The sequence below is a fragment of the Paenibacillus sp. sgz302164 genome (genome assembly GCF_056120505.1).
In genome coordinates, this window is record NZ_JBVYOL010000028.1 from 13,786 (window position 1) to 37,031 (window position 23,246).

Genomic DNA, 23,246 nt, shown 5'->3' on the forward strand with positions numbered 1-23,246 from the left:
TTACGGCTTTGCCGCCGTTCCGTCCGGCATACGCGCCAGCGTCCACTCCGGTATCGTGCCTTGGCACGGGTATTTCGCCGCCTCTTCTTCATCGAGATCGATGCCGAGCCCCGGCAGATCATTGACATAAGCATATCCGTTCTTGACAGTCGGACAGCCCGGGAATACGGTCTGCAGCTGCTCGTTAAGCGGCGTCCACTCCTGGATGCCGAAGTTCGGCGAGCTTACGGACAAATGCAGGTTCGCCGCCACGCCGACAGGCGAAATGTCCCCGGGACCGTGCCACGCCGTCCGCACGCCGTAGAACTCTCCGAACACGGCCAGTTTTTTCGCCGGCGTAATTCCGCCGATCGCGCTGACGTGTGCGCGTATAAAATCAATCTGACGGCTCGCGATAAGCGGCTTCCACTCGTTCACATTCGTAAACAGTTCCCCCATAGCGATCGGCGTACTCGTCTGCTGCCGGATCATGCCGATCCAGTCCAGATTTTCGGGCGAAGTCGGATCTTCCAGGTAAAAAAGATGGTACGGTTCCAGCTTCTTGGCCAATCTGACGGCTTCAATAGGAGCGATTCTTTCATGGATGTCATGAATCAGTTCAATGTTGTAACCGAGCTTGGCGCGAAGGTGCTTAAACAAGCTTTCGATGCTCTTCGCATACGCTTCCGGATCGAAATAGACCCCTTTTTGCAAATTGTCCGGCGAATGCTTCGGCTTCAAGTTATCGGCCCGCGAAATGACGCTGGCGATCAGCCGCGTATCCTCGGTGCCGCTCCCGCCGTACATGCCCATCTGCACGCGGAGGTGCTGGTACCCCTCGTCCATTAACTTTCTGGCGTTCTGCTCCACTTCGACTTCATTGCTTCCGTCAACATGGCGGTACAACGCAATCCCGTCGCGGCATTTGCCGCCCAGTAGCTCATACACCGGCAGGCCCGCCACTTTGCCTTTAAGATCCCAGAGGGCCATATCGACGCCGGACAGCGCGTTGTTCATAATCGGCCCGTTCCTCCAATACCCGCTAACGCTCGCGCTCTGCCATATATCCTCTATTCTTGCCGGATCCTTGCCGATCAAAAACGGCCTCAAGTAATCTTCAATCGCCGATTTCACCGCATATATCCGTTGGGTAAAAGTGGCGCACCCCAGTCCGTACAATCCTTTCTCGTTCGTCTCGATTTTTACGACGACCAGATCGATGCCGCCCGGAGCGGTTAAAATCACTTTTACATCTTGTATAATCAAGTTCCTCATCCCGGTACCATCCTTTTAACCGCACACTCAACTTGTCAGTTGTCCTACATGTAACCGGACAAATAAACGAAGCCTGCCTGCGGCTTTTATTTATTTGTTTTAATGATTTGCTTCATCTTGGTGACATTGCCTTCCATCGCTTCCTTGAGTATACGCTGGGCGGTGGCGCTGTCCCTTTTTTGAATCGCTCTCAAAATGTTGATATGCGTCTCGATGCTTTCGATCGTAACGCCAAAAACCCTGTTCAGCTCTTCCAAATAAAAATAATAAATATTTCGGATTCCCTGGGTCACTTTATAAAAAACGTCGTTCTTCGAAGCTTTAGCTATGGAGAGATGAAAATCGAAATCGGCTTCCGTATACTTCTTGTAATTGTTCCTGTTGTTAATCATTTCGTTTAACGTACGCTCGATTTCCTGAAAGTCTTCCTCCGTCCCGTGCAGCGCGGCGAGCTCTACGCTTTTGAATTCCACAGTTTGGCGAAACTCCATCATATCCAAAAATTCTTTCTCGCTCAGGCGCATAATCGGCGCCGAATCGATAAGCGTATACTCGCTGGGCACTTCGGAGACAAACGTTCCTTTGCCTTGATAAGTCGCTACAATGCCCATATCCCGCAGCTTTTGAATGGCGCTCCTGACGCTGACTCTGCTCACCTCGAACATGTCGCAAAGCTTGCTTTCGGACGGAATTTTGCTGCCCACTTTCCATTGTCCGCTGCGGATATGCTCATTCATTTGCTCGAATACGCTGTTTACAATATTATTTTTTTGAATGGACTTTATGCTCATGCGCGAACCCTCTTCCAAACATGTCATACAGGTAGCTTCAATTATATAACACGTTTTGAAATCCGTAAACGGTTTCACGCAGCCCGGTTTGCAAATGGCCCTGCGCTACCGGCCGAGCCAGCCTCCGTCGACGGCAAGCAAATGCCCGTGAATATAAGCGGCAGCGTCGGAAGCGAGAAAAACCGCCGGACCTTTGAAATCGTCAGGATCGCCCCATCGCCCCGCAGGAATTCGTTCCAAAATTTGCCGGCTCCGGACAGGATCGTTGATCAGAGCCTCATTCATGTCCGTAGCAATGTACCCCGGTACGATTGCGTTCACATTTACCCCCTGTGAAGACCATTCGTTGGCCAGCGCTTTGGTCAATTGCGCTACAGCTCCTTTGGCCGAGGCGTAGGCCGGAACCGTAATACCGCCTTGAAAAGAGGCAAGCGAGGCGATGTTAATAATTTTTCCGCTTTTTTGGGCGACCATATGCCGGCCCGCTTGCTGACACAGCACCCAAACCGCTTTCAAATTGACTTGCAGCACGGCGTCCCAGTCTTCTTCGGAAAAAGTGACAGCAGGCGAACGGCGCTGTATGCCCGCGTTATTAACAAGAATATCGATGCTGCCAAATTTCTTCAGAACCGTCGGCACGGCTTCTTTCACCTGCTGCATGTCGCTCATGTCGCAAGGAATGATCTCGCATTTGACGCCCAACCGCTCGATTTCCCGTTTGACCTCGTCCTGCTCGGGAGAACGTTGGAGCAATGCGATATCCGCTCCCGCCTCCGCCATGCCGAGAGCTATGGACCTGCCGATGCCGCGGGTGCCTCCGGTGATGGCGGCCGTTTTGCCTTTTAGGCTCAATAACATGTCGAATCCCCTCCTGTTGTTTACGGATGAAACAATACTTTCAACGAAATCTCGGTATTCTCCATGTATTCAAATCCTTGTTGGATCTGCTCTAGCGGAAGCTTGTGGGAAATCAAAGGGGCTACGTCAATGATTTTCCGCTCCATCAGCCGGATCGCTGCGGCAAAATCGCTCGAATTGGCGCATCTTGTCGTCGTTAAACCTATTTCCCGGAAATGCATCGCAGCCAAATCAACGGCGGGCGCCTGTTTGTACACGCTGACAACAACCGCTTTGCCTTGAAACTTAATACATTCAATCATTTGTTTCGCTGTGATTTGCGTGCCTGCGACTTCAAATACGACATCGGCCCCGACGCCCTTCGTATGGGCAAGGACGACTTCTTTGATATCGGTCTGTTTGGCGTCAATTGCCGTAAAACCCATTTGCCTGGCGATTTCCAGACGATAGGGGCTAATATCCGAAATGAAAATTTCACCGGCGCCGGCCTGTCTGGCTACCAAACCGATCAGCAAGCCGATTGGCCCTGCTCCCAAAATAGCTACGCTGTCTCCGATTTTTAAATCCGAGCGCCGCACCGTATGAACGGCCACAGCTAGCGGTTCGGTCAGCGCCGCCTCGGCGTCGGACACATTATCCGGCAGACGGTGAAGCCGGTTAACTGGAACCGCTACGTATTCGGCGAACCCTCCATCCCTGTCTATGCCGATACATCTCAAAACGGCGCACACATGATATTGGCCGGCCCGGCAAGCCGCACATGTCCCGCAAGTCAAATAAGGCTCGACGGTAACCCGGTAACCCGGCTGAAAATCATCGCTGCCGACGACCTTTTCAACCGTTCCGCTGAATTCGTGCCCCATTACCAAAGGCGCCTTGGCCCGGGGATGCTTGCCGGCATAGATCATCATATCCGTGCCGCAAATTCCCGCATAAGCTACCTTGATTAGCGCTTCGCCCTCCTGCACAACCGGAATCTCGACGGATGCCGGCTGCACCTGTTTCTCGGCGACATACATACCTGCTTTCATGTCTATTCCTCCACTCCAAACTTGTCATACAAATTTACTTTAACTTGTCATACAACTATTCTACTCCATTTCCCCTCACCTGTAAACGCTTTATTTATTTAATTGCCGTTTGCCCAAATAGTTGGCCGAAAAAAACGCTCCGCCCGCGTTAGCCCATCACTGGCTGCACACCGTGCAAGAACTAGCTCAGACAGCCTGTACACCATGCAGAAAAAAGCTTAGACAGCCCGTCCACCGAGCAGAAAACAACTCAACCAGCCGCTGGATCGGCAGCTGACAAAACCGTGCGCAGCTCCCAGCGTGCGGTGTTTCGCTGCATGACTTCAGTCGCTCGTCCACACTCCCACGGAGCCGCAGCCTGAAAACCTGCAAAAGTACATCTTTTTGCCCCTTGAATGCCCTCGCCTCGAAAAATTGCTGCAAATCTGCAGGCTTTCCACTCAAACTTAGGGTTCAGCCCCTTATGTTTGATAAATTCCTGTACATTTGCAGGCTTTGCTCCCAAATGAACCGATTCTTTCGAAAAGCCTGCACTTTCGCAGGTTTTATGCGCTGCCGCGGGGTTGGCATTCGCGAACAAGCCGCTTTGCGAACGGCTCGGCGCACAGCTCCCAGCGCGCGGCGTTGCGCTGCATGACGGCGGTCAGTCGACCACAACAGTAGTTTGCTGCATCCACACCTCTGCTTTTGCTACAGCAGCAGCCTCCCGCTGCCCCAAAACTTAAGGGTGTACAAAAAAAGCGAAAGCTACGCTTCCGCCTCGTCGTCCTTTTTGCCGGAATCATCGCCCGGTTCGGCCTGCCCCAGCTTATATTCGTATGCCACATCTTTATCCGGATGCATGAAAATGCCGCTTTGCGGGGAGATGCCCTTTTCGAAATAGTCCCGGTTCTCGGCTGTCTGAAAGCCGATATCCTTGTAAGGATGCACCCAACCGTCGCCCGCCATGACGAACGGGTCGGTTTCCTTGCTCCAATTCTCTAACGGGGAATTAGCGGATTCGTAGTTATGGTCGCCGATGATGACCCCGTGCTCGTTGACAAAAGCTTCGCGCGGACCGCGGCCGTGCTCGAATTGCGGCAGGAAGTCGATCTCGAACGGATCGAGCCCGCCGCCCGGCTCTTCATGCTCCCGCCCGGCCGCCTTCGGCTTCCGTTGCTCCTGGTCGCTCATAGTGTCCTCCTAATCTGCGGGTTGGTTCGGGCCATCCAGCTTTTTATCGACAAAGCCTTCTTTGCCGAATTCAGCGGATTGCTTTTGCAGCTCCTTGTTTTGCTGCTCGTGCTGAACTTGTTCTTTGGAATCATTACGATTCATGCTCGGTCAGCTCCTTTCTGCTTGTATTATGTGTCATTGTTGGAAGAAGCATTCGGGTTGCAAGAATCCGGGCAAAAACCTGCTGCCGCTGGCCCTAACAAACGGATCGTACCGCGTTCAGCTCCCAGTGCCCGATGTTCCGCTGCATGACGGCGGGCGGTCTATCACATGCGCCCAATGTTGCGCCGAATCACGACAGGCGGTCGACCACTTGCGCCCAATGTTGCGCCGAATCACGACAGGCGGTCGACCACTTGCGCCCAATGTTGCGCCGAATCACGACAGGCGGTCGACCACTTGCGCCCAATGTTGCGCCGAATCACGACAGGCGGTCGACCACTTGCGCCCAATGTTGCGCCGAATCACGACAGGCGGTCGACCACTTGCGCCCAATGTTGCGCCGAATCACGACAGGCGGTCGACCACTTGCGCCCAATGTTGCGCCGAATCACGACAGGCGGTCGACCACTTGCGCCCAATGTTGCGCCGAATCACGACAGGCGGTCGACCACTTGCGCCCAATGTTGCGCCGAATCACGACAGGCGGTCGACCACTTGCGCCCAATGTTGCGCCGAATCACGACAGGCGGTCGACCACTTGCGCCCAATGTTGCGCCGAATCACGACAGGCGGTCGACCACTTGCGCCCAATGTTGCGCCGAATCACGACAGGCGGTCGACCACTTGCGCCCAATGTTGCGCCGAATCACGACAGGCGGTCGACCACTTGCGCCCAATGTTGCGCCGAATCACGACAGGCGGTCGACCACTTGCGCCCAATGTTGCGCCGAATCACGACAGGCGGTCGACCACTTGCGCCCAATGTTGCGCCGAATCACGACAGGCGGTCGACCACTTGCGCCCAATGTTGCGCCGAATCACGACAGGCGGTCGACCACTTGCGCCCAATGTTGCGCCGAATCACGACAGGCGGTCGACCACTTGCGCCCAATGTTGCGCCGAATCACGACAGGCGGTCGACCACTTGCGCCCAATGTTGCGCCGAATCACGACAGGCGGTCGACCACTTGCGCCCAATGTTGCGCCGAATCACGACAGGCGGTCGACCACTTGCGCCCAATGTTGCGCCGAATCACGACAGGCGGTCGACCACTTGCGAGGCATCTAAAGTACCCGACGACGGTTTTGGAGTGGTAACTTAAAATAGGCATTATATTGTGATTTTTTTCACATACGTACAGGAAAAACGGGTTTATACTAAAACCATAGAAGAGAGGAGCTGGTTCAAATGATGAAATGGCTAAGAGAAAATAAGTACGCGGCGATGCTGCTGACTCTCGTTCGATTGTATGTAGGTTGGGAATGGGTCACTGCAGGCTGGCACAAAATTACAGGGGAAAAAGCGTTCGACGCAGCCGGTTATCTGCAAGGCGCAGTTACGAAGCCGGTGCTGGCTGCGGGGACAACGGATCTTGTATACCCGAACTTCGTGGCTTTCGTCAAAGGTTTCGCTCTGCCGAACGTAGGCATTTTCAACTTCCTCGTGCCTTGGGGCGAACTGTTGGTCGGTCTGGGCCTTATACTTGGCGCATTGACGACCGCAGCGGTATTCTTCGGGCTGATTATGAACTGCATGTACATGTTTGCAGGCACCGTTAGCACGAACCCTTGGCTGATGCTTCTCGGATTCTTCATTATTGCGGCAGGCGCGAACGCAGGCAAATTCGGCGTGGACCACTTGATCCTCCCTTACATTCACAAATGGATCGACAAGTTGTTCGTGGCGCTGCATCTAAAACCTAAATTGAGATAAAAGAGGGGCTGTTGCCCCTTCTTTTTTTGTTAGCTGTCACTCCAGGAAGTGAAACGTGAACGAAGACTTGGTCAGTTTTTCAAATCGAAAGCCGTCCTCTTTCAACCGGCGGATGATCACGGGAAGCGCTTCGACGGTCGTCGTTTTGAAGGAACTGTCATGCATCAGGACGATGATGTTTTGCTTGCCCCGGCTTGCGCCCAGCACCGATGCGATAATCATGTCTTTATCCTGCACGGGAGCCGCCGCGTCCGTCGAGCTGACATTCCAGTCGAAGTACTGGTAGCCGTCTTCCTGCATCGCTTTGACGATTTGGCTCATGATGCCCCTTCCGCCCGCCTTCCGGCTCAAATGATTGTTCGAGCCCCCCGGAAACCGGATAATATCCGGCCGGTAGCCGACAGTCTCCTCCAGCAGCCGGTCCAATCGGCGGGCGTCATTTTTAAATGCCTCCACGGATCTATAGATCGACCTGTAGTTATGGGAAAACGTGTGATTGCCCAGTGCGTGCCCGTCTGCCGCAATTCTTTTGTAAAGCGCCCTCCCCTCGCCGCTGTCCGAACCGACAACGAAAAAGGTCGCCTGCACGCCATTGTTTTTCAAAATGCGCAAAATTTTGTCCGTGCTTTGAGAAGGGCCGTCGTCAAACGTTAAGAAGGCCGTTTTTTGCCGGGCATGGGGTGTCGGCGAGGCTATCGGAGGTTTGTTCCGGCGGACGCCCGAATAAAAATGCTGCCTCTCCACGATAGAGTCATCCTCAAAAGCTGCGGCGCCGGGAGTAGTCAGGGCTTTTGCCTGAGCCTGGGGAGAGGCCTTGATTACAGGGGTGCCTGACGCCTCCGGCCGATGCGGTCCTGCGCTGCACCCGGCGAAGCCCGCACCTGCTAACACAAGCACAGCGGCAAAAGCGGATCGAATCATTAATGCCCTTAATGCAGGAGCTTCACCCATAACCACTTCCCTCCCCCGATGGAAATACAACCATTCAACGTCCTTATTATGGCTATACTGTGCCTTCCGGGCTCTGGTAATTTTTTGAAAGGCGCTCCCTACCCTAATGTTTCGACAATTCCGTTCATTATTTCCCAGGAAATGCGCCGAAATGCCGCAAATCGCCGAATTCGACGAGGCCCCATTGCAAATTGTGCAATGGCAGGCAGCCTCTTAGGCGCTTTCGGCGCTGCTCGTTGCATAGCAAGCGAAGGGCAAGATCGCCATCGAGCTAAAAGATTTAATTTGTTTGGCATCCGAGGCGGCATTGGCTCAATAGCTTGACGCCGAAGATGGCAAAGCCATTCGATAAGTGGCACCTGCAGCCAAGGGGGCCTCAATTGGAGGCGCTTCCAAACGTGAAGCGGCTTGCCAAGCCGAAAAACCTGCGAAAGTGCAGGCTTTTACCGGGAAAGTGGCTCATTTTTGGGAAAAACCTGCAATTGTGCAGGAATTCCTGATCCAAATGGGTCTGAGCGCATCTATTCGCTGAAAAGCCTGCATTTTTGCAGGAATATCTCGTTACAAGCACCTCAACGAGCAAAAACCTGCACTTTTGCAGGCTTTCTGCACGTAACGCTACCAAACGGACAGACTCCAACCTAGCCTGCGAGTTTTTCGACAGTCTGATGCATTGCCAACCAGATGCACCCTCTCCTCGCCTGCGAGTTTTTCAAGCAGTCTGATTTTTGCAGGCAGGCTTTCTGCGCACGAGTGCGGTGCAGTCGATGCCTTAACAACGAAAGCCATGTGGTCGACCGACCGCCATCATGCTGTGCAACACCACGCGCTGGGAGCTGTGCACGATGCGAGCGCTACGTGTCTGAACGCGGCTTTATCGTTGCACATTTTACAACGCCGCGGCTGCGAAGCAAAAAGACCGTTATCGGCCAAGTGTTACCGGCTTCAAACGGTCTTCCATATTCGAGCGAGCACCCGTACAGTGCCGCTTTCAAGCTACTTTTTCGCTAAATGTATCGTCTCCTCGCTGTCATCCCAATGGATCCGGAGGTTAAAGCCGTCCTCATCCGCATAAGGCGTATCCAGCGTAGATGATCCGCTAATTTTCAAGTTTTTCAAGCGAGTGTCGCTTTCGCCGTGCTGCTTGAAATTTTTGCTGTCTTCGAAGGAGTAACGAACATTTACAGGCTGAGTTTCTTTGCCGGTATATTTGATGACGTATGATTGTTCATTTGAGGATGGACGAACAGAACAATCGACGCTCCAGGATGCGCTCTTGCCGCTAAAATTTGCCGGCTTGGAATTGGAGCAGCCTACCAGGCCTATTATACCGAATAGGATCAGGCACACGATCCATGGTCTCATAGCCGGGCCGATTACTCCCCGGCGCCGCCGTTCAGCTTTTCTTTCAACAGGCTGAGCTGCTCGTCGACTTTCGCTTGCTTAGCCGTGTCGACCGGCGTGTAGCTGCTGACAGTTCCGGCTGGGACGTACGGTTTGCGGGCGATTTCCGCTTCCACTTCCATCTGCATAATTTTTTCTTCCATGCGTTGGAAGCCGCGGGATGCGTTGCCGCTTTCGATCACACCGTTGTAAGATACTTGGGCCATTTGTTTTTTCGCTTTCGCCAATTGGGCGCGGGATACGAGCTCGTTGCGCTTGTTGCGCATTTTGTAGAACTCATCCTTCATTTCGTGCAGCTGCTGTGTCAGCTCATCCGCTTGGGCTTTGGAGCCGGCGTGCATTTCAGTGTACTCGACGATTTTTTCTTCGTGGTACAGCTTTTCTTCAAGGTTTTGACGGGCGAGCGCTTCCTGACCGTTTTTCAAAGCCACCGCCGCTTTCGCTTCGCGGTCGGCCGCAAGGCGGACGGACTCTTCCAGACGCTGCTTCAGCTTGCGCTCATTGGCGATTTGACGGGCAACTGTGACTTCGGCTTGAGCGATTTCCTGCTCCATATCGCGAAGGTACTGGTTCAGCATAACGATCGGATCTTCGATTTTGTCCAGTACCTCGTGAATCGATGCTTTTGTCATATCTTTCATTCTTGTAAATACTCCCATGGTTTACACGTCTCCTTTGTTTGGATCATTTTTATTTTCGTAACGAGCGACTTTCGCTCTTAATTCTTCGATTTCTTTTTGCAAAGCTTTTTTCTCGATATCTTTCATCATTTCATCGATGCTGCTCGATTTGTCGGGGGCACCGTAAGCGGGGTTATAAGCTCCTGCTCCTGCTGGTCCGGGTCCCGGCTCCGCATGAGGCTTATGGGGCGTGTAGCCTCCGTTGTAAGCATGTCTGCCGTAAGATCCGGCATAAGGATCGTAAGGCGGGTGGTCATATCCCGGCTCTTTGGGGATCACGATCGCAGCAATAAAGTAGATGAAGATAACGGTGCCTCCGGTGAAAAATGCCGTAATAATCACCAGCAGACGCAGCAGCGTCGCATCCACATTCATCGCCTCGGCGAGTCCGCCGCAAAGGCCGGTCACTTTCTTGTCTCTCCTTGAGCGATACAATTTGCCCATGTTGTTTTTATCCCTCCTGCTTCAGTTTATTGCGCAAAGCTTCCATCTCGGCGTCAACCGCCGGATTGCCGACAGAGTAATAGCTTTCGCGGCTCATTCGTCTTACGTCGCGGAGCGTTCTGGCATGAAGCTCCATATCGGATACACGCTCTTCCAAGCGTCCGAACATCCGCGGTGTCGCATCCTGCGTCATGCTGCCCATCCGGGCGTTCAGTCTTTGCTGCAGGCGGGCGGATTCCATTCTCGCCAAATAGTAGCTGCGTTTGTCTGCCACTTCCTTGTAATCGGCTTTCAGCTGCTGCAGTTCTTCATCCAGCTCGAGGATGGATTGCTTGGCCTGATCGTAAAGCTCGCGATACTGCTCGCTTTTCTCCTCGGCTTGCAGCTTCTCTTGAAGCACGATCCGGGCCATATGTTCTTCCCCGGCTTTCAAAGCCAGCATCGCTTGATGCTCGCGCTTTTCCTTCGTTTCCAACGCCGTTAAGTATTGCTGCCGCAGCGCGGCTGCGTGACTTACGCATTGCTGGTACAGCTTCTCGGATTGATGCAGCTGCTCGCGCTGCGCGGCCAAGTATTGGTCAATTAATCGAACCGGGTCTTCCGACCGCTCCAGATGCTCATTCAGCGTTGCCACGGTTATGTCTCTCATTCGCCTGATCAGGCTCATCTCGCATACCACCTTTTTCCATCACTGTATTTCGTAAAGCCGATTATATTCTCGCTCTTCCCGACAACATCGACACTCCGTAAGCGATCAATCCGATCGCCAGCAGGATGATCACCCATCCGGCCAGTTTTCCCAGCAGGATGACAATGCCCAGCGCTGCAATGATCCAACCTAGTTTGCTTCCGTTTTTGATGCCGACATAGCCGAGTCCGATCATAATAATCGGAACGACATAGCCCATTACCGAACCTATGACCGGTCCCAGGTGAACGCCGAGCTTATTCAGCAAAATCAGCGCTCCGAAAGCGATCAGCAGAGCCGCGAAACCTGTGTTTCTGTTCATTGCTTGTCACCGCCTTTCTTCTTGTGTATGGTTTCTCTCGTTCATGTCTTTATTTTAGGCAAAACGGGGTCTGGGCAAAACGGACCCGCGACGGTTTTTGAACCTAGACCTAAGTCGGGGCGCCGGTCAGACCTAAGGACAAAACCATCGCCCAACCCGTCCGCTCCGGGATTTCCCAGGCTTATGGCGCGGCCGCCGCCCTCAACTATGGGGGCCCGGAACGCTCATGATTTTGACGAAAATAGGTAAAATTTGTAACCCTACCATTTTTCAGTGTATGATAGAATCGACGGACGTTATTTTTTTATAAATGAATAATCGGTTATGGAGGTTAATGAACATGAAACGATGGATTGGAACGGCTGCCGCTGCTGTGCTGACGGTTGCGATGGCCGGGTGCAACGGGGTGCAGTCTGCCGGCGGCAATACGGGGGCAGGGGCGCTTAAACAGCTTGGCAAAGACGAGAAGGCCACAATCAAGGTGATGTACTACGATAAGAATTCCTTTTTTCAGCAGTACGGAAATCTCTTTATTTCGAAGTATCCGAATATTGATATCGAAGTTGTGTCCAATCAGGGCATTTACGGCGAAGGTAAAGATCCGGAAAAAGAGATGGAAAAGCTGATCGAAGAGGAAAAACCGGACGTTCTGTTCATACAGAATCTCGAAACGCTGGAAAAATACGTGGAAAAAGGACAGCTCTACGCGCTTGACGATGTGATCAAGCAGGATAAGTTCGACATTGAGAACTTGCTGCCGGCGACGATTGAAACGATCAAATCCAAGGGCCAGGGCAAACTTTATGGCTTGTCCCCCGATTTTTACGGCCAGGCGCTCTTCTACAATAAAGACCTGTTCGAGCAAAACGGCGTGCCGCTGCCCAAAAATCAAATGAGCTGGGAGGAAGTGTTCGAGCTTGCCAAGCGCTTTCCTACCGATGGACAAGGCGACCAACGCATCTACGGAATAGCCCCATATTCATACATGTCGACCGAAGACATGGGCTTCCAGTTGATGAGCGGCATCGGCATGACGCAGGGCCTCTCCTACATAGACGCCGAGAATATGAAAGTCACTCTTCAATCCGACGCCTGGAAAAAAGCGCTCGAGATTGCGGTCGATGCGATAAAATCCGGCGCTATCTATACGCGCAAAGAAGAAAACAACAATGGCGCTGCCCGCATGTATGAAGATTATCTCCTGCAAAATCCGTTCGTTGCCGGCAAAGCGGCGATGACCATCGAAGGCAATTATTTGATTGACAATATGCAGCAAGCAAAAGAACGGCTCAAAGATAAATTCAAGCCTTTCAACTGGGAAGTCGTCACCGTGCCCGTGGATCCGCAAAACCGCGAGTATTCGAACAGCGTGAGCGTTTCGCAGTTGTTCGGAATCAACGCACAGTCGGCCAACACCCGCGCCGCATGGGAATTCGTGAAATACGTCAACAGCGAAGACTACGCCCGGGTAGTGTCCAAATCTTCGCAAAGCATGCTCACCCGCACCAAATACATCAAGGAGAAAGACGGGCATAATATGGAGGCTTTCTATCTCCTGAAGCCGAATCCCGATTCTCCATTTAAAAACTACGAAAAAATACCGAACGGCTTCTACCAGCCTTTCTCCATGGTGGCCAATCAAGAGATCAAGGCTGTGACGGAGGGCAAAAAGACCGCTGGCGAAGCGCTGCAAACGATTCAGCAGACTGGGCAGGAAGCTCTGATTAAAGCGAAACAGGAAGAAGACGCCAAAAAAGCGGCCGAACCGCAAAAATAGCAGTGACAGAAGCAGGCAGGCTTCGCCCGATAACGGGCGGGCCTGTTTTATTTGTATACGCCCCCCAGTTCGACTGGGGGGATGGGAGCGGTCTGCCAACCGCTACCACTTGCGAATCGTGGAAATCTGTTCGAAATTAAAAATCATATAGAAAAGCGCAAGAGGAATCGCACCGCGCGCAGTACCCAGCGCGCGGTGTTGCGCTGCATGACGGCTGTCGGTCGACCACAACTGCAAAAGGCCGTCTCATGGCAACCCGTTACAGCATCCGCCCGACGCAGCCCGATCGGAGATCGAACACGCCAGCGTGCATGCGCCGAACATCCCATTCCTGTCTGTCGCCAGGCGGACGAACCCAAATGATGGGCCAACCTGTTTGCAGGTGAGCCAGTGAAAAAGGGCGGGGAAAGAAGCTAGGGCTGATGGAAGTCACCGGCTAAACCGGTGGTTACGACTTGTATAAAATGATGCGGCGTAAGCGCACACTAGGAGTCTGTCCGATGCACCACGTTGAGGGTATGCACAAAAGTATCTCCGTCGGACAGACTCCTAGTTCATTATTCAGGAAAGCAGGTATACGCATTGATGAAAAGATCGCTTCGGCCCGCCGCGGCCGCCGCCGTCATAGGGCTGCTGCTTGCGGGAGCCTCGCTCGCGCATGCTGCGGGAGCCAGGCCGGCTTACGCCGCAGCGGCGGAGCTTCCCGCCGCGCCGCTCTTCTCCTTCTCCGTGCTCAGCGACATCCACATTACGCCGGCGGATGCCGAATCCCACAAAAGGCTGCGCGCGGCGCTAAGCGATCACGCGGCCGTCCGCCCCGACAGCAGGCTGTTCGTGCTGAACGGCGATCTCACGAACGGAGATGAAGCCGATTACCGCTGCCTGCTGGGGATTTTGGGCAAGCTGCCTCATCCTCCGGTTCACGCGACGATGGGCAATCACGAATACTACCGCATGTGGCGAAAGCCCGGCGGCGGCATGGATACGACCAGGCTCAACCCGGACTGGTCGAGCATGCGGGCCGTGGAACAATTCACCCGAATGTTCCACTATGAGAAGCCGTATCACGAGCTGCTCCTCGAGGGATACCGCTTTTTGTTCCTGAGCGGCGAAGCCTACCGCGATGTCGATCCGGCGGCAGGCGAGGACGCCTGGCTGTCCCGGGCGCAGCTGAGCTGGCTGCAGGCCCGGCTCGACGCGGCTGCCGGGGCCGGCAGGCACAGGCCCGTGTTCGTGTTCCTGCACCAACCGCTGCCGCGGACGCTCGACGGGAGCGGCCTGGAGCGTGGCGTAGTGCAGCACGAAGCGCTGCGGGCGCTGCTTGACGCGCATCCGAATGCAATCCTGTTCAGCGGGCACACGCACTGGAACCTGGAAACGACGCGGCAAGTGAAACAGCTTCGCTTTCTTGCCGTCTCCAGCGCGTCCATCCGTCAGGTGTGGAACGCCCGCGGCGAACCCGAGACCCGCCCCGTCAGCCAAAGCCTGATCGTGGATGTGTACCGGGACCGCGTCGCCATTCGCGGCCGGGAGCACTCCCGGAAGCGCTGGATCGAGCCCGCTTTCGAAAAGACTTACGATGCCGCCCCCTCTTAGGAGTCCGCAGCTCCGTCCGCCAAACTCCCAGGAGCCTGTTCGACGGAGTAGACTCCTAACTGATAAAACCCTGATCGTGCTCGCCGATCATCTCAAAACGGTAGCCGAGCCCTCGAATGGTTGTGAACACAATCTGATCCGACATCGCCCCCAACTTGCTGCGCAGTCTCTTGATATGTACATCAACCGTACGCTCGTCACCGGCATAATTCACCCCCCACACCTGTTCGATCAATTGGCTTCTCGTCAAAATCTGGTTGGGGTGGCTGGCCAGCGTGAAGAGAAGCTGGAACTCCTTGAGCGGCAGGCAAATGCTCTCCTGGCCGATCCTCACTTCATGTCTGGCCCGGTCGATCATCAAATCGCCGATCTCGATTCTTGTGGAAGCGATGATCCGGTACCGTTTGAGCAAAGCCCTCACCCTCATAACGAGTTCTCCGGAATGATACGGCTTCGTCAAATAATCGTCCGTGCCCAGTTGAAAACCTTTCATAATATCCTCATGCTCGCCTTTGGCCGTTACGATCAGCAAAGGGATGTTGGCATTTTTTCTCAGCTCGCGAACCAGCTGCCAACCGTCCCCGTTCGGCAGCATGACATCGAGAATAATCAAGTCCATCTGGATTTGTTCCAAGTACTCCAACGCCTGCTTGCCGCCGGATACGCAAGCCACCTCGAAACCTTCTTCAATAAGCGTGCTTTTGAGCCGCTGCCGAACGGATTCATCATCGTCAACGATGAGTATTTGCGCCATCACTCAGCCCACCTTTTTTATGTTTCATTTTGCCAACGCCAAAGGGGCGTATGTACATACTGCGCATACAACGCCCCATCGGTACGCGGGTGTGGAATAAAAATCGATAAACCGTTACTTCAGCTGTTTGACCAGACGTTTTGCCGTTCCGTTCGGCGTATTGATCGTTTCGTACACATTGACATGGTACGTGCTGGAATCCTGTTCTTCTTTCAGCGAGGAAAACGTAATTTTTTGCTTGCCGCTGATCAGTTTGTCTGTTCCGGTAAACGTCATTGTCGTCGTGCCGACCACCCGGTCAAACGAATCGACCAGATCGAATTCCATGTTCGAGAAGTTCGAATCCACGATCACCGGATCAGGATGCTGCAGATCCAAGTCCAGATTCAACTGGTACGTGTACGAGCCGCTGTTGTATATCCAGCTGAGATTGTAGTAGTTCAGCTTGATCTCGAACGGATAGAAGGAGATGGTGTCGCCGTCCGTATCCGGTTGAATGCTGACCTGATAATTGCCGAGCGTTACGCTGCCCTGCGAAACCGACTTGTCGTCAAACACGCGGAGCGCGAAGGAATCGTCTTTCTCCGATTGCGGGAGCAGGTAGGAGTAGCTGACCACATAGGAGGTGCCTGGCGTGATTTGCGTGGCAACCGAGCTTTGTCTCGTGCCTGTAAACGTGTTGCCTTTGCTGTCCACCAGCTCATTTTCCAAATCCGGCATTGCGATCGGGCTGGAGCCGTTGTTCGTAATTTTGTATTTGCCGATTGCCGTCTTGTACCCCAGATCCACATTATCGTGAACGTGGAATTCCACGAGAGAGACATCCAGATTTTTGTTAATAATGTTGTTGCTGTTGAATGTAAATTTGTCGCCTAATGTATACGAAGTTGCCGCTGTGTAACCGTTGTTCGCCGCAGCCGCGCCTTTTAACAGGAATATCGTAACCGGCATCTGATTGTCGGAACCGCCGGACGAAGCCGTGCTGGATGAAGTTGTCGACGTCGCAGTCGTGGTCGAAGCCGTAGAAGTCGTACTGGTCGTTGACGTGCCGCTGCTTGTGCTGCTGGACGTGCTGCCGGAAGTCGTAGACCCCGAAGTCGATTTGCTGGTCGTACCGGAGCTTGAGGTCTGCTTCCAAAGCACGAGCTGGGCTGTCTGCGGATCGACTCCGCTTGACAGAATGGCATTGAAGTAGTAGGAAACGGACTTCTGCGGGTCCAGATACGTGTCGCGGGCCGAGTTATCGGTTGACGAGACCGAAGCGCCGGCATCCCCGAACTGATAAGAAGCCAGGAACGTTGGAACCGCCGCAACGGAGTCTCCTTCATTGCTGAGCGTCACCACCGTTTGGATATGAACGCCGTCCGCTTGCGTTGTATAGGTCGCTTTATCCGCTTTGACCGTCAAATGCTCGCCCTCGAGCTGGCCGAGGTAGTCCTGCTTTTCCCCTAGCGCGGCAGTTTTGAAGGAAGCTCCCATGTTCATCGTGCCCAAAGACACTTCCTCGCTGGAGTTCATGTAATAAAATTCCAGGGAAAGCCCGCTTTCCGGCAGCTGTTTGGATACCGCCGATTGCAGCGTTATATAGCCCGTTTGCTTGGGAATAAATGTCTGGTCCCCGCCGTCCGCGACGGAAGCCGTATATTTCAAGCCGTTGGCGTCCACAAGGCGCACCAGAAGCCCGGAAGGAAGCTTCAGGCTGTCCGTGCCCAAATTGGTGACGGACAATTGCGTGTACGTGTACCATTTGCCGTCTTTGGAAGCTTTGACGCTTTGACCGAGCTGGAACGCGACGGAGGCGTCGTCCGCAAGCGTGCTGTCCAGGGTATGTAGGTTCAGGACTTCCTCAGGCGCGCTTGATTGACCTTCCTGAACTACATTAGCGACGGACAGCTTGCCCAAATGGTCCATGAAATCCGACTGGCTGTTGTCCCAGCGGAACACTTCCACTTGAAGCTGGTCCGCGGTTTCACCCGAAGCTATGCTGGAATAGAAGCGGAACGTTTGATCCTGCCCGGGCTGCACGCTCGCGCTCTTTTTCTCGCTGAGACGCGCCGTATAGTTGTGGCCGGAGGAATCCGTAACGCGAACGCCGTAATTGTTGAAATCGATAGCCTGATTGTCTCCGTTATGGAGTTTGACCCCGAATTGCAATGACGAGGACGACAGCGATACCTGTTCCAGGCTGAAGTAGGAGCTGTCGGAAATAAACACACCCTCGGCCGCCGCTGTTGCGGAAGGAGCCGGAACGGCCCAGGACATCGCCATAATGCCGCCGGATAATAAAAGTGCCAAACTGGTACGCTTGAGTGAAATGGACGTAAGTTTACGTTTCAAAATGAATACCCTCCTTGTAGTGTGTGGATAGTCGTGATGTCATCAATCAAAACGCAGCGCATCGATCGGTTTCAGTTTCGAAGCTTTGTTGGCCGGATAGAGGCCGAATATGACGCCTACCAAAGCGGAGAACAAGAACGCGTACAATCCGACGCTTATCGATAAGCTGGTTTCCTGGCTCGGGTTGATATACGGCCATGCCAGGGCGAGTCCTACACCGACAATGAGCCCGATCAAACCGCCCATTCCGCTGATCAACGTCGCTTCAACGAGGAATTGGAGCAAAATGTTGCGCCGCTTGGCGCCGATCGACTTGCGGATACCGATTTCCCTCGTTCGCTCGCTTACCGTAACGAGCATAATGTTCATAATTCCGATGCCGCCGACGAGAAGCGAGATCGCCGCAACCGCGACCAGCTGATTCGTCAGCGTGCTGGAAGCCGATTGCCGGGCGCTGATCAACTCGGAAGAGTTGAAAATGTTCCAGCCCGAGGTGCTTTTGAACTTGTTGGTCAGGTACATCTCGAGATAGGTCTGGACTCTGCTGACGGTGTCTCCCGACGTAGCTTCCACAGAAGCGGAACGGATGGAGCCCAGCTTGAAGTCCCTGCTCATCGTCGGCAGCGGCACCAGCACCGCGCTGTCCAGCGATGTGCCGCTGGTGTTGGAGCCTTTGCTTTGGAGCACCCCGATGATCGTATACATATAGCCGCTGACATTAAGCTCCTCATTGAGCGGGTCGTTCGTGCCGAAAAACTCCTTGGCGACATCGCTGCCGATCACGGCTACGTGATTGCGGAAATCCAGGTCCGCTTGGGCAAAAAAGCGTCCGCTCGCCATTTCGCCTTTCTGCAAGGTCAGGTAACGGTCATTGGTGCCGATGACGTTGTAAGTTTCCTGATCGCGGTCGTATTTAATATTCGCGCTGTTTTTGGTCATCGTAGGCGCGATGGCGCTGATGCCTGCCGTGCCTTCCAGCTGCATAATTTCATCGTACTCCAGCTTGGTCGCCCTCCCGCTTCCCATCAGGTTGATGGTGAGCAGGTTCGTTCCGAGACCCTCGTACTGCTTTTCGATCGACTTGGACGTTCCTTGTCCGATCGCAACGAGCGTAATCACCGAGCTTACCCCGATGATCACCCCGAGCATCGTCAGAATCGTGCGCAGCGGATTCGCCCGGATCGTTGCGAACGCCATTTGAAAAAGTTCCCATGGCCTCATGTATAAACCTCCTCCAGCTTGTTGCCGTGCAGGGCCAGAGGCGTATTCCTTACATCCCGAACAATTTCTCCATCGCGCAAAGTCACAACACGGCTCGCATTATCGGCAATATGATTATCGTGGGTAATCAGTACGATCGTATTGCCCTGTTCGTTCAACTGCTTGATCAGTTCCAGCACTTCGATGCCCGTCTTCGAATCGAGCGCTCCCGTCGGCTCATCCGCCAAGATGAGCGAAGGCGAGATGGCGAGCGCACGGGCAATCGCCACCCGCTGCTGCTGTCCGCCGGAAAGCTCGCTGGGCTTGTGGTGCCCGCGCGTTCCCATGCCCAGCTTTTCCAGCATGATTTGCGCCCGTTCCCTGCGGGCTTTCGAAGGTATGCCTGCGTAAATCATCGGAAGCTCCACATTTTCAATAGCCGAAAGCCGGGGCAGTAAGTTAAATTGCTGGAAAATGAAGCCGATCTTCTTGTTTCTAAGCTCCGCCAGCCCGTTGTCAGACATGTTCTCAGTCGACACGCCGTCCAGCGTGTAGCTGCCCGATGTGGGAGTGTCCAGCAGTCCGATCGTATTCATCAGTGTCGATTTGCCGGAGCCGCTGGGACCGATAATGGCTACAAAGTCGCCTTCCTGAATCTCAAGCGAAATTCCCTTCAAAATTTGAAGCGTGTCTTCGCCGCGAGTGTAACTTTTAACGATCTGTTTCAGTTCGATCATATTCATACGTCTTCGCTCCCTTCCTGCAGCCGGCTGTTAGCGTCCGCCGCCTCCCGCTCCACCGCCGCCGTTGCCTCCGTTGCCGCCTCCGCCGCCGGGGAATCCATCCGGAGGGCCGAACTGGTTCTGCTGAGTGGTCGTCGTTGTTTTTTTCGTCGAATTGACCACTTCGTCGCCTTCGCTGAGACCGCTTGCGACCTCGACCTGGGTTTTGCTTTTAATGCCGATGGTGATTTCATGATTCTCTTCTGTCGTACCGTCCGCCTTTTTCAGCGATACCGTACTTTTCCCTTTGGTCGTTTTGACCGCCTGGATAGGAAGCACCAAAATGTCCTTTTTGTCCTGGATATAAATTTCCGCAGTTGCCGTCATGGCGTATTTCAAATCCGTCGCTTCGGTATTTTTAATCGAGATCACCGCATCATATGTCGTTACTCCATTGGAAGTCGTACCCACGTTGGAAACCGATGTCACTTCTCCCTCAAAAGATTTGCCCGATATGGCGTCAACCTTGATCGTGGCCTTCTGGCCGACCTTGACACTGGTCAAATCAAGCTCGTCGACCGCGATGGCCAACTGCATCGTACTCAAACTTGCGACAGCGCCGAGCGTAGTGTTTGCTTCAACCGACGCGCCGACCGGATAGCTGTTCAGCACGTTGCTTTTGCTGTTGGCAAAATCGGCGGAGAAAATGCCGTCAAACGGAGCTGTGATCGTCAGTTGGTTCACCTTTTGCTGGGCGTCGTCCACTTTGATCTTTTGGCTGTCGATCGAAGCTTCTTTGCTGATGATATTGTTTTGCAGGTCATCGTTGAACAACGTCGCAATCGTATCGCCTTGATTCACCGAATCGCCGTCTTTGAATTTCAGATTCTTGATCGTGCCGCTCGCTTCAGCGAAAATGGCGGAAGTTCGGACATAATCCAGCGCAGCCTGTGAAGTCGAATCCGTTTTGCTGCTGCCGTTGGTGATAGTTCCTTTCACTTTGGTTCCAGCCGACAGCGTTCCGTCGTTCTTGACGTAAACTTCGATATTGACCAGCTTGTTGCCGTTGGCATCCGCCTGGATGTCCCGGTCGATCGATTGCACGGTGCCGACTTTGGAAAGCAGGAAACCGTCGACGGTCAGCTCGACCGGATCTCCCTGTTTCAGTTGAACGGCCTCTTGCAAAGCAAACGGCAGCTTCACCTTGAACTCGGATGTGTCGGATACGGTGCCGACTTTCGCGTTTTTATTGACCGTGCTGCCTACATCGAGGTTGGAGACCAGCGTCAGCTTCCCGCTAATGGGCGCTGCGATGCTCATGTGGCTCTGCTCGCCCTGCAGCTCGACCAACTCTTTTTGCATCTGATCGAGACTCACCTGCGCCTCCTTCAAATTCGTTTCCGTCGAAGGAACGGACAGTTCGACCAGAACATCGCCTTTTTTCACAGCCTGATTCTTCGTCAGATTCATCGTTTTAATGATGCCGTCGACAGGCACGATAATATTTTGCATATTTTGCGCCTGAAGCTGCGAAGTGCCGGAAATCGTGGAAGTGATCGAACCTTTCGTCACTTTCATCGTCGTCTGCTGGGACGTCGTGGTGGTCGGCTGCGATTTCTTATGTAAATAGTAATAAGTGCCCGCCCCGCATAACAACGCAGCCAAAACCACGATGATCCACTTTTTTTTGTTGCGAACTTTCATCCGTAAATCCCCTCTCCATGTCCTCGAACTTTTGAATGTCTCAGTCATTGTCGCTTGATAAATCCAAGTGTAAAGCTTGTAACTGAAACGCGTCTGAGCATAGGCTTAAAATAAGTTGAACGGAAGCTGAAAATTTGCTGAAAGAAATTGGAAGGTCGGGACAGGGGTCCCGTGCTTACAGAATCGCGCGGAGCTCCCAGCGCGCGGTGTTGCGCTGCATGACGACGGTCGGTTGACCCTATGGTGTATAATGGGTTGCAGGGTAAGAAAGGGGCGTTCGGACTTCATATGGGAGCAAGCTACGATGGTCTTTTTAGAAAAGCTGTACTTATTGGCTATATTGGCTGGGCTTTGCTGCTTCTCGATCTGCTGTTGTACATGGGGACGCGATTTGTTCGATCGATTGATGCTTGGAATCTTTTGATACTGATGTTCATCGCAGTTTGTGCGACCGTCTTTTGGGGGATTTTCGCCATTTTCGGATTGGCGTTGATTGCGCACGATCTTAAGCTGAAAAGATTGCTTGAGGAAGAAACTCCTGTTTCCGAACGCGAGTTGAAAGTTTTGAACAGCCGTTTTTTGAAAGGCATGCTGCTCAACGTGCTCTTTGCTGCGGCTGATTTGTTAATCGTTTACCGGATTTACAAAGACATATTTGAGATTCCAACGCTGGACATTACGGTTGGGGTGTGAGTACTGAAAAACCAAGCCGTGGGGGCTGCGCGATTTTTAGCCGCGTTCGGAATGGGCGCCTGCTCGGTTCCCCACCCGCAGGATAACTCCGGCGAAGATGGCGCCGCATGGAGGGATGACTCCGTGAAGATGGCGCTGCCCGGTATGAGGGGGCTTCGGTGAAGATGGCGCTGCCGTACGTGAGTCGGCTTTGCGGCCTTGTAAAGCCTGCGATTGTGCAGGTTTTGTGAGGGAAGCGGTTTGTTTTGGGGAAAGTCGAGTTGTGCGGGAATTTCCGGCTAGAATCGGCCTAAGGAGCGCGACCGTTTATAAAACGGCAAGGCTTGGCATCCCCATCAACCTGCGATTGTCAGGCAGTTGAGAAAACATACATTGGAGAGACACATCAGAAAGACGAATCTCTATAAACGCGTAGAAAACCTGCGAAAATCAGATTGTTGACAAAATGACGGGTTAGAGGAAACAGAGAAGGCAGCTGCTCTTCCCAACCCATGCCTCTCCTGTATGGGTTGTTGTAGCTGAAGTAAGCCTTGCTTCTCCTGTGAGGGCTGGTCGCTGAAGTAAGCCCCGCTTCTCCTGTGGGGGTTGGAGTGCTGAAGTAAGCCCCCACTTCTCCTGCGAGGGTTGGGGTGCGGGGCACAAGGCGGCCTGGTAGGGGAAAACCTGCAAAAGTGCAGGTTTTTCCCGTAGAAATGGTTCATTTTAGCGAAAAGCCTGCGAAAGTGCAGGAATTTTCTGCGAAAATGACTCTGAGCCCAGGTTCGCGGCGAAAAGCCTGCACATTTGCAGGAATTTGTCGTGGCCGGCGTATCCATCGAGCAAAAACTGCACTTTTGCAGGTTTTCTTTGCGTCGCTAGCCAGATGGGGTAGCGTTGGCGGGTGAGTTTTCCGGCGGTGGTGCTCATCGTTACCATCCCCGCCGGCGTCATCTTTGCAGCGGACCGTGAA

General features: G+C 53.5%; 22 protein-coding genes. 4 read left to right on the forward strand and 18 right to left on the reverse strand.

The window, feature by feature from the left end; genetic code table 11:
- The 6 genes from AC0LWT_RS32120 to AC0LWT_RS32145 form a co-directional block, all read right to left on the reverse strand.
- A complete protein-coding gene (locus AC0LWT_RS32120) occupies positions 1-1,254 on the reverse strand; it encodes an enolase C-terminal domain-like protein (RefSeq protein ID WP_474685369.1) in 1,254 nt (417 codons plus the stop codon).
- An 86-nt stretch (positions 1,255-1,340) separates the two neighbouring features.
- Positions 1,341-2,045: a FadR/GntR family transcriptional regulator gene (locus AC0LWT_RS32125; protein WP_474685370.1), complete on the reverse strand. Its 705-nt coding sequence runs from the start codon at positions 2,043-2,045 to the stop codon at positions 1,341-1,343.
- A 105-nt stretch (positions 2,046-2,150) separates the two neighbouring features.
- On the reverse strand, positions 2,151-2,903 hold the full coding sequence (locus AC0LWT_RS32130) for an SDR family oxidoreductase (protein WP_474685371.1): 753 nt from the start codon (positions 2,901-2,903) through the stop codon (positions 2,151-2,153).
- Between the two features lie 20 nt (positions 2,904-2,923).
- Complete coding sequence (locus tag AC0LWT_RS32135; RefSeq protein ID WP_474685372.1) at positions 2,924-3,934, reverse strand: zinc-dependent alcohol dehydrogenase; 1,011 nt, start codon at positions 3,932-3,934, stop codon at positions 2,924-2,926.
- A 747-nt stretch (positions 3,935-4,681) separates the two neighbouring features.
- Positions 4,682-5,107, reverse strand: coding sequence for a DUF3905 domain-containing protein (locus tag AC0LWT_RS32140; RefSeq protein WP_474685373.1), 426 nt, complete (start codon positions 5,105-5,107; stop codon positions 4,682-4,684).
- Positions 5,108-5,116: 9 nt separating this feature from the next.
- The gene (locus tag AC0LWT_RS32145) at positions 5,117-5,251 is read right to left on the reverse strand and encodes a hypothetical protein (protein WP_474685374.1); all 135 of its coding nucleotides are present in this window, start codon (positions 5,249-5,251) and stop codon (positions 5,117-5,119) included.
- A gap of 1,249 nt (positions 5,252-6,500) precedes the next feature.
- Here AC0LWT_RS32145 and AC0LWT_RS32150 point away from each other — a divergent pair.
- Positions 6,501-7,025, forward strand: a complete 525-nt coding sequence (locus tag AC0LWT_RS32150; RefSeq protein ID WP_474685375.1) for a DoxX family membrane protein — start codon at positions 6,501-6,503, stop codon at positions 7,023-7,025.
- Between the two features lie 36 nt (positions 7,026-7,061).
- Here the strand turns inward: AC0LWT_RS32150 and AC0LWT_RS32155 are convergent, their stop codons facing one another.
- The 6 genes from AC0LWT_RS32155 to AC0LWT_RS32180 form a co-directional block, all read right to left on the reverse strand.
- Positions 7,062-7,976, reverse strand: coding sequence for a polysaccharide deacetylase family protein (locus tag AC0LWT_RS32155; protein ID WP_474685376.1), 915 nt, complete (start codon positions 7,974-7,976; stop codon positions 7,062-7,064).
- A 996-nt stretch (positions 7,977-8,972) separates the two neighbouring features.
- On the reverse strand, positions 8,973-9,341 hold the full coding sequence (locus AC0LWT_RS32160; protein ID WP_474685377.1) for a hypothetical protein: 369 nt from the start codon (positions 9,339-9,341) through the stop codon (positions 8,973-8,975).
- An 11-nt stretch (positions 9,342-9,352) separates the two neighbouring features.
- Positions 9,353-10,039, reverse strand: a complete 687-nt coding sequence (locus AC0LWT_RS32165) for a PspA/IM30 family protein (protein ID WP_474685378.1) — start codon at positions 10,037-10,039, stop codon at positions 9,353-9,355.
- A 3-nt stretch (positions 10,040-10,042) separates the two neighbouring features.
- Positions 10,043-10,504, reverse strand: coding sequence for a PspC domain-containing protein (locus tag AC0LWT_RS32170; protein WP_474685379.1), 462 nt, complete (start codon positions 10,502-10,504; stop codon positions 10,043-10,045).
- A gap of 7 nt (positions 10,505-10,511) precedes the next feature.
- Complete coding sequence (locus AC0LWT_RS32175; protein WP_474685380.1) at positions 10,512-11,171, reverse strand: PspA/IM30 family protein; 660 nt, start codon at positions 11,169-11,171, stop codon at positions 10,512-10,514.
- 43 nt (positions 11,172-11,214) lie between these two features.
- The gene (locus AC0LWT_RS32180; protein ID WP_474685381.1) at positions 11,215-11,514 is read right to left on the reverse strand and encodes a LiaF transmembrane domain-containing protein; all 300 of its coding nucleotides are present in this window, start codon (positions 11,512-11,514) and stop codon (positions 11,215-11,217) included.
- Positions 11,515-11,854: 340 nt separating this feature from the next.
- Between AC0LWT_RS32180 and AC0LWT_RS32185 the strand changes: the two genes are divergently transcribed.
- Together AC0LWT_RS32185 and AC0LWT_RS32190 are read left to right on the forward strand one after the other, a co-directional pair.
- Positions 11,855-13,291 carry an ABC transporter substrate-binding protein gene (locus AC0LWT_RS32185; RefSeq protein WP_474685382.1) on the forward strand — a complete coding sequence of 479 codons (1,437 nt, stop codon included), beginning with the start codon at positions 11,855-11,857 and terminating at the stop codon, positions 13,289-13,291.
- Positions 13,292-13,876: 585 nt separating this feature from the next.
- The gene (locus tag AC0LWT_RS32190; RefSeq protein ID WP_474685383.1) at positions 13,877-14,887 is read left to right on the forward strand and encodes a metallophosphoesterase family protein; all 1,011 of its coding nucleotides are present in this window, start codon (positions 13,877-13,879) and stop codon (positions 14,885-14,887) included.
- Positions 14,888-14,942: 55 nt separating this feature from the next.
- Here AC0LWT_RS32190 and AC0LWT_RS32195 read toward each other — a convergent pair whose 3' ends face one another.
- From AC0LWT_RS32195 to AC0LWT_RS32215, 5 genes are all read right to left on the reverse strand, one after another.
- Positions 14,943-15,641, reverse strand: coding sequence for a response regulator transcription factor (locus AC0LWT_RS32195; protein ID WP_474685384.1), 699 nt, complete (start codon positions 15,639-15,641; stop codon positions 14,943-14,945).
- Between the two features lie 114 nt (positions 15,642-15,755).
- Entirely contained in the window at positions 15,756-17,978 is a 2,223-nt protein-coding gene (locus AC0LWT_RS32200; protein WP_474685385.1) for a hypothetical protein, read from the reverse strand.
- Positions 17,979-18,020: 42 nt separating this feature from the next.
- Positions 18,021-19,199, reverse strand: coding sequence for an ABC transporter permease (locus tag AC0LWT_RS32205; protein ID WP_474685386.1), 1,179 nt, complete (start codon positions 19,197-19,199; stop codon positions 18,021-18,023).
- Complete coding sequence (locus AC0LWT_RS32210) at positions 19,196-19,915, reverse strand: ABC transporter ATP-binding protein (protein ID WP_474685436.1); 720 nt, start codon at positions 19,913-19,915, stop codon at positions 19,196-19,198. The genes AC0LWT_RS32205 and AC0LWT_RS32210 overlap by 4 nt, the downstream gene beginning before the upstream one ends.
- A 36-nt stretch (positions 19,916-19,951) precedes the next feature.
- Entirely contained in the window at positions 19,952-21,604 is a 1,653-nt protein-coding gene (locus AC0LWT_RS32215; protein WP_474685387.1) for a permuted SH3 domain-containing protein, read from the reverse strand.
- A gap of 255 nt (positions 21,605-21,859) precedes the next feature.
- On the opposite strand from AC0LWT_RS32215, the gene AC0LWT_RS32220 reads away from it, so the two are divergent.
- Positions 21,860-22,297 (forward strand): hypothetical protein, encoded by a 438-nt coding sequence (locus tag AC0LWT_RS32220; RefSeq protein WP_474685388.1) that lies wholly within the window; start codon positions 21,860-21,862, stop codon positions 22,295-22,297.
- A gap of 702 nt (positions 22,298-22,999) precedes the next feature.
- Here the strand turns inward: AC0LWT_RS32220 and AC0LWT_RS32225 are convergent.
- Positions 23,000-23,203: a hypothetical protein gene (locus AC0LWT_RS32225; RefSeq protein WP_474685389.1), complete on the reverse strand. Its 204-nt coding sequence runs from the start codon at positions 23,201-23,203 to the stop codon at positions 23,000-23,002.
- Between the last annotated feature and the right edge of the window lie 43 nt (positions 23,204-23,246).